Here is a 10,030-nt window from a genome sequence, read left to right as displayed (position 1 = left end):
CAGCAGAAAATCTCAATCGCCACCGGAGAGGCCATTAGTAGAAAATGGCGCACTCTCCAAACCCCGATAACGGTCGCACAATTCACTGCGCCATTTTCTACATTTTCTACAACAGGTGTATTTATGATTCCTCATCAGCGTATTTTGCTGGGTGTCAACATTGATCATATTGCAACCATCCGGCAGGCCAGGGGGATTCGTTATCCTGATCCTGTTCAGGCGGCAATTGAAGCTGAAGAGGCCGGGGCAGATGGCATCACATTGCACCTGCGCGAGGATCGCCGACATATTCAGGACCATGATGTATTCCGGATTTGTGACGTTCTGCAGACCAGAATGAATCTGGAGATGGCAGTGACCGATGAAATGGTTGGCATTGCGGAAAAGCTCAAACCTGAACATGTCTGCCTGGTTCCGGAGAAGCGGGAAGAAGTCACCACTGAAGGCGGACTGGATGTGAAAGGCCTGTTTGACAGTGTGGCTCCCGCCTGTGAACGCCTGGGAAAGCAGGGGATTGAAGTCTCGCTGTTTATTGATCCTGATCTGGATCAGATTGAGGCCGCTGTCAGGGCCGGAGCGCCTGCCATTGAACTGCATACCGGTGCTTACGCTGAAGCTTCGACGGCTGAAGCCATGCAGGATGAGCTTGACCGTCTTAGAAATGCGGTGGTGTTTGGTCTGGAACAGGGGCTGATCGTCAATGCCGGCCATGGCCTTAATTATCAGAATGTTGAGCCTGTTGCGTTGATCGCCGGTATCAATGAACTGAATATTGGGCACTCGATCATTGCCCGTGCCCTGTTTACGGGATTGAAACCAGCGGTGCGAGAGATGAAAGCCCTTATGTTGGCAGCTGCACGGAATGCGTTTTAAGTGATTGTTGGAATAGGGACAGATATTGTCCGTATTGATCGGATTGAGCGCTCACTCAGTCGGCTGGGTGAGGCGTTTGCCAGGAGGATTCTCACGGACCATGAGCTGTTGCAATGGCAGCAGCGTTCATCCTCACCGGCCTGGCTGGCCAAGCGCTTTGCGGCGAAAGAGGCCGTTGCCAAAGCGTTTGGTACAGGAATCGGAAAACTGTCATTCCGGCACATAGAGGTAAGAAATAATGCCTCAGGTGCTCCTGAGTTGTTTTTATCGGATTATGGCCTTGAATTGCAGCAGCAAAGAGGGGTTAAGCGGCTTCACCTCAGTCTTTCTGATGAGCAGGATAATGCGATTGCCTTTGTAGTACTGGAGAGCTGAATCAGCTCTCTTGCTCATCACAATAGCGCCCGATTCACTACCCACATAAACGGCTTTGAACGTGATATCATGCTTCCTCAGCCGTTTCCAGACTCTCCATTTCCCACTGATTGAGACGGGTGATGGACTGAAGCAATAATTGAAAGTCTTCGGTGACTTGATGATGTTCCAGGGTGTTGTATTTCTTCAGTCGTGTTTCCAGCCGGTTGCAAATACGCTCCAGTTCCGGCACTCCACAATAACGACAGGCACCGTGTAATCGGTGTACCCGTTCCAGTACAGCCGAATAATTATTGGCAGCCCAGCCATCTTTGAGAGTTACAAGATCGTCATCAAGTCCCTCTTTCATCATCACCAGCATCTCCTGAGCCAGTTCCCGGTTTCCGGCAGCCAGTTGCGTCGCCAGGTTGATATCTACAGGACTTTCCGATTGATCCATTGCCGGATGTAAAGAGATGCCGGGCTTTGATGGCGGAAAATATTCTCTATGCTCTATTGTCTCGGTAGGCATCTTTGCCCACTGATTGATCATGCTGATGACGTGTTTCTCACTGACCGGTTTACTCAGGTAGTCATCAAAGCCACTTTGCAACAGCGTCTTTTTCTCCTCGGGCAGCGCATGGGCAGTCACTGCAATAATTGGGGTGCGCTGGTGGTTCGGGATTTCACTGCGAATTCGCCCTGTGGCTTCGAGTCCATCAATGACCGGCATCTGAACATCCATGAAAATAATGTCGAAAGTGAACTGCCTGCACAGTTCAATGGCATCAAAACCATTTTCTGCGGTTTGCAAATCTTGCCCCAGGTTGCCAAGAATGGTTTTCAGCAATTTCAGGTTAACCGGGTTGTCATCAACGACCAGAATACTCAGGGATTTGTTGATCTGTTGTTGGATTTTTTTGCCTTCCTGATTCCCGTTTATACGGGTCAGCAGTGCTTTCAGCCGGTTCAGTCCAACGGGTTTCAGAAGCGTATCAGTACCGTCAGGAAGAGCAGGATCCATAGCCCCTGTTATTCCTGATGAACTGAGTACAATAATGCTGGCGTTGCTGTAAGAGGCTGTTAACTGCGTGATTCCCTGAACCGGTTCGATATTATCAGGGTTGATGAAAATATAGTCGTAGGAGACATTTGTCTTGTTTGCTGACATTCCCTGCTGGATGCTGGCTGCTGCGGTGATATTTGCACCCAGTTTATCCAGTAAGTGAAAAATCGATAACCGGGTCAGCTCATGGGGTTCGATAAGCAGCACTTTCTGGCCGTGCAGCGGTGTCGGTACCAGGTCTTGCTGCTCACAACCATCAGCAACAGCCGGTTCACCATTTTTGTTATTCAGGGTTGTTTTAAAGGTAAACCAGAAGGTTGCCCCCTGACCCAGATCGGACTCAAGGCCAATTTCTCCACCCATTTGCTCAACCAGGTTTTTGCAAATCGACAGGCCAAGCCCGGTTCCCTCCGCCTTGCGTGTTCTGCCGGAGTCTGCCTGGGCAAAAGCCTGGAACAGTTTGTGATGTTGCTCCCGGGTAAGGCCAATGCCGGTATCCGCCACTGAAACTCTCAGGGTCAGGGGCTCATTACTTTCTTGCTGATCAGGTTTGCCTTCCTGATCCAGCATCACTCGCACAGCAACGGAACCATAACTGGTAAATTTAATGGCGTTGCTGATCAGGTTGGTGAGGATCTGCTTCAACCGCAGTCCGTCAATGATGATATGTTCAGGAACATCGTCGTAGATAAAGTGGACAATTTCCAACGATTTACCATAGGCGACAGGTGCCATAAATGTCATGACATCCTCAACGATCTCCCGCAGGCAGACGGGTTGGGGGTCCAGCACCAGCTTACCGGCTTCCATACGGGAAAAATCAAGAATGTCATTCAACATCGTCAGCAGTCCCTGAGAGGATTTCTCAATGGTACTGACATAGTCGTATTGTTGCGGTGTGAGCCTTGAACTGAGCATCAGGTTGGAAAAGCCAATAATGCCATTCAGCGGTGTTCTGATTTCGTGGCTCATATTGGCCAGAAATTCGCTCTTGCTTCTGCTTGCTTCAAGTGCTTCCTTTCTGGCGAGATCCAGCTCGACATTTTGAATTTCAATGGTTTCCAGTGTTTCCCGCAGTTCATCATTGTACTGGGCAATATGACTGGTCATCTTCTGATGTTTGCTCTGCAGGCCATTGAGCATAACGTTGATAGACGATTCCAGTTCATACATCAGGCTGCCCCGGTTGTCCGGCAGTCGGGTATCGAAGAAGCCATTCTTGATGCGATCAATGACCCTTGCCATACGGTCCAGGGGGCGGGTAACACCATGGCCCAGCTTCAGACTAATGATCAATGCCACCAATAACCCCACGGAGACAACAATAATGCTGAACGCCAGAGAGCGGAATTGGGTCAGATGAGTTTCTGCATAGGCGTAATCGGTAATCAGCCAGCCAGCAATTCTGGTCGTATCCGGGCTGATGATTGGATCGGCAACCTGGATGACCTGGTCGTTCCGGAACCAGCTCTGGCCAGGTTCTAACAGTGAGGCTAAATTTCCGGTGGCCGTGAGCTTTGGGCCTGCATGAAGAGTCTCCCGGCCTTGCTCATCGACCAGGCTTACCGCACGAATATCCCTGTCATCCAGCAGCATGCTGATCAGGGCTTGCAGTTCTTTATGCCGGGTGTTATCCAGCAGCAGTGAGGCAACGGCTGCCTGCTGTCCAGACTGAGTCAATGCCTTGGCCATGAGCTGGTTGTCCAGTTCCTGATACCGCTTAACCAGATAGACAGCGCCCATCAGCAGGGAAACAATAATGCCGGGAAGAAAAGCGAGCAGAAGAATCCGTTGGCGGAATGCCGTAAGGTGCTGTTTCATGGTACTGCCTTTCCCTGTTTGGCTTTTGTTCTGTATTATTCCGGAATAATAAAGTCTACGTAAGTTATATGTCCATGGAATATCCGACAATAGAGTCGATTATTGGCAACACCCCGCTGGTTCGTCTGCAGCGCATGCAGGGGAAGAGTTCAAATACCATACTACTGAAACTGGAAGGACAAAATCCGGCCGGTTCTGTGAAAGATCGACCAGCCCTGTCCATGATCGCCGAGGCGGAACGCCGCAATGCCATCAGCCCGGGGAACACATTAATTGAAGCCACCAGTGGCAATACCGGTATAGCGCTCGCCATGGCAGCGGCCGTTCGCGGTTATCGAATGATCCTTATTATGCCGGACAATATGAGCGCCGAGCGTCGTGCAGCAATGAGTGCTTATGGAGCAGAACTGATTCTGGTCAGTAATGGCATGGAAGGTGCCCGGGATAAAGCGCTGGAAATGCAGCAACAGGGCCTGGGCAAGGTACTTAACCAGTTTGCCAATCCGGATAATCCCCTGGCGCATTACGGGACCACCGGGCCTGAAATCTGGCAGCAGACTCAGGGTACGGTCACGCATTTTATCAGTTCCATGGGTACTACCGGGACGATAATGGGGACCTCCCGTTATCTGAAAGCGAAGAATCCTGCCATTCAGATCGTTGGCCTGCAACCGGAACAGGGAGCTCAGATACCAGGCATCCGTCGTTGGAGTCCCGAATACCTGCCTGCGATTTTTCACCGTTCCGCCGTTGATGAGGTGATGGATATTGGCCAGACAGAAGCTGAAGAATGCATGAGGCGGCTGGCCCGGGAAGAAGGCATATTCTGCGGCGTTTCTTCAGGGGGAGCCGTTGCAGCTGCCCTGAGACTGTCAAAAAGCGTAGAGCAGGCCACCATTGTGGCGATTATCTGTGACCGTGGTGATCGGTATCTTTCCACGGGCGTATTTCTGCCATAGGAAAACCGTTCACCGGTTTCTCTGGCCATGATTGAATTTCCATGTATGCAGGTATGAATCCGGTTTTGTTGTACTCAATATCCAAGGTAACATTACGCTTTTAAACGGCCATGGGCCATGGTTTCAAGAGAATGTTGGAAGTACTCTATGCGCTTTAAACGTGCTGCCTCAACCCCTGTTATTATTCATGAGGATGTGCGTATTGACGGGCTTTCCCATGATGGTCGCGGGATTGCCCGCTACCATGGGAAGACCCTCTTTATTGACGGTGCACTGCCGGGCGAAACCGTTCGTGTCCGGATTCTGGAAGACAAACGTCGTTTTATCAATGCCCGTGTATCAGAAGTGCTGTCGGCATCACCCGAGCGCCGTGAGCCTGCCTGCGCCCATTTTCGTCAGTGCGGAGGCTGCAGCCTGCAGTACTGGTCCCATGAAGGGCAGCTTGACAGCAAGCAGCACATCGTTCTTGATCAGTTAAGGCGATTTGCCCGGGTTGTGCCTGAGCACATTGAGGAATCACTGGTTTCTCCCCCCTATGGCTATCGCCACCGTTGCCGTTTTGCCATCCGCTGGCGTAAAGGCAGACTGAGCCTTGGTTTTCGGGAAAAGGGCAGTAATGCCATCTGTGACATTAATGAATGCCCCATACTGGCAGAGCCTTTGCAGGAGATGCCCGTACTGATGAAGTCATTTTTGCCAACGTTAACCGGCCGGGAAGCCATTTCCCACGTGGAGTGTTTTCTGGCAGAGCAGGGGCGCGGGTTACTGCTGCGTCATATTCGTCCTCTGTCGCAAGAAGACCAAACCCTGTTGACAGCGTTTGCTTCTGCCCATCAGCTGTTGCTGTACCTGCAGGGTAGTCCAGAGAGCATCCGGCTGTTATATCCTGCCAGATCTGACGACGATGCCGCCGTCGCATTACATTACTCGCTGCCTGAATCGGGGGTGCAGCTGTACTTCCGGCCACAGGACTTTACCCAGGTCAACCGGGTGATTAATCAGGCGATGGTTGGGCAGGCTATCCAGTGGCTTGGTCCGCAGGCATCCGATAAAGTGCTTGACCTGTTCTGTGGCCTGGGTAATTTCTCTCTGCCACTGGCGAAAAAGTCAGGCCATGTCACGGGGGTTGAGGGTTCACCGGGTTCGGTTGCCCAGGCGACAAGAAATGCCGGTCTGAATGGTTTGAATAATGTAAGTTTTCACTGCGCAGACCTGTCCAGTGATTTCACCACTGAGCCCTGGGCAAAAGAGCATTACGATATAGTGGTTCTCGACCCCCCCAGGGCCGGTGCGGATTTTATGATTGAGCAACTGGCCTGCTTATTGCCTGACCGACTGTTGTATATTTCCTGCAATCCGGCGACCCTTGCCAGGGATGTCGGCAGTCTGGTCTCCCATGGTTTCAGGCTTGAGCGTTTGTGTGTAATGGATATGTTTCCGCAAACTTCTCATGTTGAGTCCATGGCGCTTTTTGTCAGGTCATAGTCAAAAAGTAATTTATTGGAAAGTAGCCTGTTAATGGCTGCTTTGTGGAAGTAGTCTAGGAGGCTGACCGAGAATAGACTGCCCTACGCGACAACTGCTCCTGCGTTGCTCTAGCTCCTGCATCCATGCAGTCGTGCGGTGGCAGCAAATTGGTCTAAAAAGGCGGAAATTTTTAGCAAATAGAGCCACTATTCACTAAAAATTTCCGACTTTTTATCCTCAATTTTCTGCCGTCCTCGCTACGGGGTCGCCCAGACGGGCGCTATTCTCGGGCAGCCTCCTAGCCCGATGCCAGACAGGGCATCATTTTTACAGAAAGAGATGGAATGGAATAGATGGTCAAGGTCAGAGAGGATCAGCCCCAGCTCTTCGACGGCAGTGTCGACCTGGGTGCCTGGCTGAATCGCCTGCAGGAACGTTACGGCGTTGGTGATACGGATAGTCTGAGGGAGGCCTGCGAGCTGGCCCAACAGGCTGAGCTGCTGGCATTGCAGCGGTCTCTCGAATCTGAAGAAACAGTCTGGCCTACGGGAAAAGGGTGTTTCCGGACCGGTCTGGAAATGGCCGAGATCCTGGCCGAGCTGAAACTGGATATGGATACCCTGGTTGCTGCGGTCCTCTATCGGGCTGTCCGTGAAACCAAGCTCTCTCTTGACCAGGTGGAAGAGAATTTTGGCAAGGTGGTTGCCGGTCTGATCAAAGACGTTCAGGGCATGGCGGCCATCAGCAATATCCAGAACCCGAGAAAGCAGGTTCTCGATCATCGTCAGGACCAGCTGGAAAAAGTTCGCAAGATGCTGGTGTCCATTATTGATGATGTCCGTGTTGCCCTGATCAAACTGGCTGAGCGAACCTGCGCTATCCGGGCTGTTCAGCATGCCAGTAAGGAGAAACGTCAGCGGGTTGCCAGGGAGGTGTTTGAAATTTATGCGCCGCTGGCCCATCGGCTGGGTATTGGTTATATCAAGTGGGAGCTGGAAGATCTCTCCTTCCGTTACCTTAAACCCCAGGACTATAAGAAAATTGCCAGGCTACTGGATGGCAAACGACTGGATCGCCAGAAATACATTACCAACGTCGTAGATGCCCTGAAAGCGTCGCTGTCGGATGCACGGATTGAGGGGGATGTCAGTGGCCGGGTAAAGCATATCTACAGTATCTGGCGGAAGATGAAACGGAAAAACGTCGATTTCCGTGATCTCTACGATATTCGTGCGGTCCGTATTCTCACCAATGAAGTCCGTGACTGTTATGCGGCCCTGGGGGTGGTGCACTCGCTCTGGAATCATATTCCCAAAGAATTTGATGATTACATTGCCACTCCGAAAGAGAATGGCTACCGCTCCCTGCACACGGCGGTGTTTGGCCCTGAAGGCAAAACCCTTGAAGTTCAGATACGCACCCATGATATGCATGAGGAAGCAGAGCTGGGTGTTTGCGCACACTGGAAGTACAAGGGCACTGACGTTAATAGCCGCAGTGACAGCTACGAGGAAAAAATCTCCTGGCTGCGTCAGGTAATGGAATGGCATGAAGACCTTGGTGATCTGGGTGAGCTGGGTGGTCAGTGGCGTGCGGATGTCGAGCCAGATCGAATCTATGTGTTTACCAAAGATGGGCATGTGGTTGATCTGTCGGTAGGAGCCACCCCGATCGATTTTGCCTACCGGATTCACTCAGAAGTGGGCAGCCGCTGCAGAGGCGCGAAAGTTGCCGGTCGTATTGTCCCGTTAACCCATAAACTGAAAACCGGCGATCAGGTGGAAATCCTTACTGCTCCCAATGCCCATCCCAGCCGGGACTGGCTGAACCCTGATCTTGGTTATGTCACCACCAGTCGTGCCCGGGCCAAGATCACCAGCTGGTTCAAAAAGCAGGATCGGGACGCCAATATCGCCGATGGTCAGAGCCTGCTGGAATTGGAGCTTAAACGTCAGGCGTTGCAGAGTGTTAATTACCCGGAGCTTGCCCAGGCAGTTAACTGCCTGTCACCGGATGATATGTTTGCCGGTATCGGTGCCGGTGACATAAAACTTCGCCATGTGGTTTCCCTGGCACAGAAGCAGGTTGCGCCGGAAGAAGAGAAGACGTTTGAAATTCGCACCAAACCACAACAGGAACGGTTATCGGACAGCACCATTACCATTGATGGTGTTGGTAATCTGCTGACTCAGATGGCGGGTTGCTGCCAGCCGGTGCCGGGGGATCCGATCATCGGTTATATCACCGTTGGCCGTGGCGTGACCATTCACCGGGAAGACTGTAACACGGCGCTCTCTTTGCGCAGTCGTGAGCCGGAGCGCCTGATAGAAGTTAACTGGGGAACCCGTCCGGACTACAGTTACCCGGTTGATGTTATCATTACGGCTTATGACCGCCCGGGCCTGTTAAGAGATATTACCGTGGTATTGGCTAACGATAAGGTGAATGTTCTGTCTATGCAGACCCGGACCAGCAAGGAAGAGCATTTAGCCAGCATGCTGCTGACTATGGAAGTTCCCAGTCTGGAGAGCCTGGGACGTATCCTGGCCAAGGTCAGTCAGTTGCCCAATGTTATCGATGCTGTTCGTCATCGTAAAATGAGTTAAGTTATCCTGCTGATTCCCGCGCCTGGCGTGGGAATCCCCTCCTTTTTCATCCGTTTACATTCTTCCAGGAGCCGGGTTTGTCACATTCCATTGATGATCTGATTACTTTGATGGCCAGACTCAGAGATAGAGAACATGGTTGTCCATGGGATCTGAAACAGACCTTCGCCACCATTGCCCCCTATACACTGGAAGAGGCCTGCGAAGTTGCCGAAGCCATTGAGCAGGAAGATTACGACAACCTGAAAGAAGAGCTGGGTGACCTGCTGTTTCAGGTGATTTTCCATGCCCAGATGGCCAGAGAAAACGGCTTTTTTGACTTTGCCGACATCAGTGAGGGGATATTGGCAAAATTGCTGCGCCGACATCCCCATGTCTTTCCTGATGGAAGTCTGGAGTCGTTTGCTACCGGGCAACAGCTGACGCCTGAACAGGTCAAGCAGAAGTGGCAGGAAATAAAGGCCGAAGAAAAAAAACAGAAAGGCCCCAAAAAGAGTCACTCAGCCATGCCTGATGATTTGCCGACAATGCTGCCAACCTTGCAGCGTGCTGAAAAAATTCAGGCAGCAGCGGCCAGAGTGGGTTTTGACTGGCCGGAGCCAGAGCCGGTATTTGACAAGATCTACGAAGAGCTGGATGAAATCCGTGGTGCCAGAAGTGAAAGTCAGGAGCGGATTTCGGAAGAGGTGGGTGACCTGTTATTTGCCTGTGTCAATCTTGCCCGGCACCTCGGTGTTGATGCCGATATGGCATTGCGTAAGGCCTGCCATAAATTTGACCATCGGTTCCGGAAAATGGAAGCTCTTGCTACGGAACATGAGGAACATTTTGAACAGCTGACGCTGGAAGAGATGGAGAGCTACTGGCAGCAGTGTAAACAATGA

Annotated in this window: 7 protein-coding genes; 6 read left to right on the top strand and 1 reads right to left on the bottom strand. The window is 51.6% G+C overall.

Annotation, left to right across the window (positions count from 1 at the left end; genetic code table 11):
* Nucleotides 1-123: 123 nt before the first annotated feature.
* Both pdxJ and acpS read left to right on the top strand, forming a co-directional pair.
* On the top strand, nt 124-873 hold the full coding sequence (gene pdxJ / locus ACO6V1_RS11865) for a pyridoxine 5'-phosphate synthase (protein ID WP_422448350.1): 750 nt from the start codon (nt 124-126) through the stop codon (nt 871-873).
* On the top strand, nt 874-1,248 hold the full coding sequence (gene acpS / locus ACO6V1_RS11860; RefSeq protein ID WP_422448348.1) for a holo-ACP synthase: 375 nt from the start codon (nt 874-876) through the stop codon (nt 1,246-1,248).
* 67 nt (nt 1,249-1,315) lie between these two features.
* On the opposite strand, the gene ACO6V1_RS11855 is transcribed toward acpS, so the two are convergent.
* Nucleotides 1,316-4,114, bottom strand: coding sequence for a response regulator (locus ACO6V1_RS11855; RefSeq protein WP_422466973.1), 2,799 nt, complete (start codon nt 4,112-4,114; stop codon nt 1,316-1,318).
* Between the two features lie 68 nt (nt 4,115-4,182).
* Between ACO6V1_RS11855 and cysM the strand changes: the two genes are divergently transcribed.
* The 4 genes from cysM (at nt 4,183) to mazG (ending at nt 10,030) form a co-directional block, all read left to right on the top strand.
* Complete coding sequence (cysM, locus tag ACO6V1_RS11850) at nt 4,183-5,073, top strand: cysteine synthase CysM (RefSeq protein WP_422448344.1); 891 nt, start codon at nt 4,183-4,185, stop codon at nt 5,071-5,073.
* A 147-nt stretch (nt 5,074-5,220) separates the two neighbouring features.
* Nucleotides 5,221-6,558, top strand: coding sequence for a 23S rRNA (uracil(1939)-C(5))-methyltransferase RlmD (gene rlmD, locus ACO6V1_RS11845; protein WP_422466971.1), 1,338 nt, complete (start codon nt 5,221-5,223; stop codon nt 6,556-6,558).
* Nucleotides 6,559-6,893: 335 nt separating this feature from the next.
* Entirely contained in the window at nt 6,894-9,146 is a 2,253-nt protein-coding gene (relA, locus tag ACO6V1_RS11840) for a GTP diphosphokinase (protein ID WP_422460804.1), read from the top strand.
* A gap of 77 nt (nt 9,147-9,223) precedes the next feature.
* Nucleotides 9,224-10,030, top strand: coding sequence for a nucleoside triphosphate pyrophosphohydrolase (mazG, locus tag ACO6V1_RS11835; RefSeq protein WP_422448338.1), 807 nt, complete (start codon nt 9,224-9,226; stop codon nt 10,028-10,030).

It is taken from the genome of Endozoicomonas sp. ALC013 (genome assembly GCF_049310205.1).
In the GTDB taxonomy this organism is placed as follows: domain Bacteria; phylum Pseudomonadota; class Gammaproteobacteria; order Pseudomonadales; family Endozoicomonadaceae; genus Endozoicomonas.
This window is presented reverse-complemented; position numbering and strand designations above follow the sequence as displayed.

What these genes read in the sequence shown, in the direction of transcription:
- pdxJ (WP_422448350.1), top strand. Translation starts at nt 124, where the DNA reads ATGATTCCTCATCAGCGTATTTTGCTGGGTGTCAACATTGATCATATT.
- ACO6V1_RS11855 (WP_422466973.1), bottom strand. Translation starts at nt 4,114, where the DNA reads ATGAAACAGCACCTTACGGCATTCCGCCAACGGATTCTTCTGCTCGCT.
- cysM (WP_422448344.1), top strand. Translation starts at nt 4,183, where the DNA reads ATGTCCATGGAATATCCGACAATAGAGTCGATTATTGGCAACACCCCG.
- rlmD (WP_422466971.1), top strand. Translation starts at nt 5,221, where the DNA reads ATGCGCTTTAAACGTGCTGCCTCAACCCCTGTTATTATTCATGAGGAT.
- relA (WP_422460804.1), top strand. Translation starts at nt 6,894, where the DNA reads ATGGTCAAGGTCAGAGAGGATCAGCCCCAGCTCTTCGACGGCAGTGTC.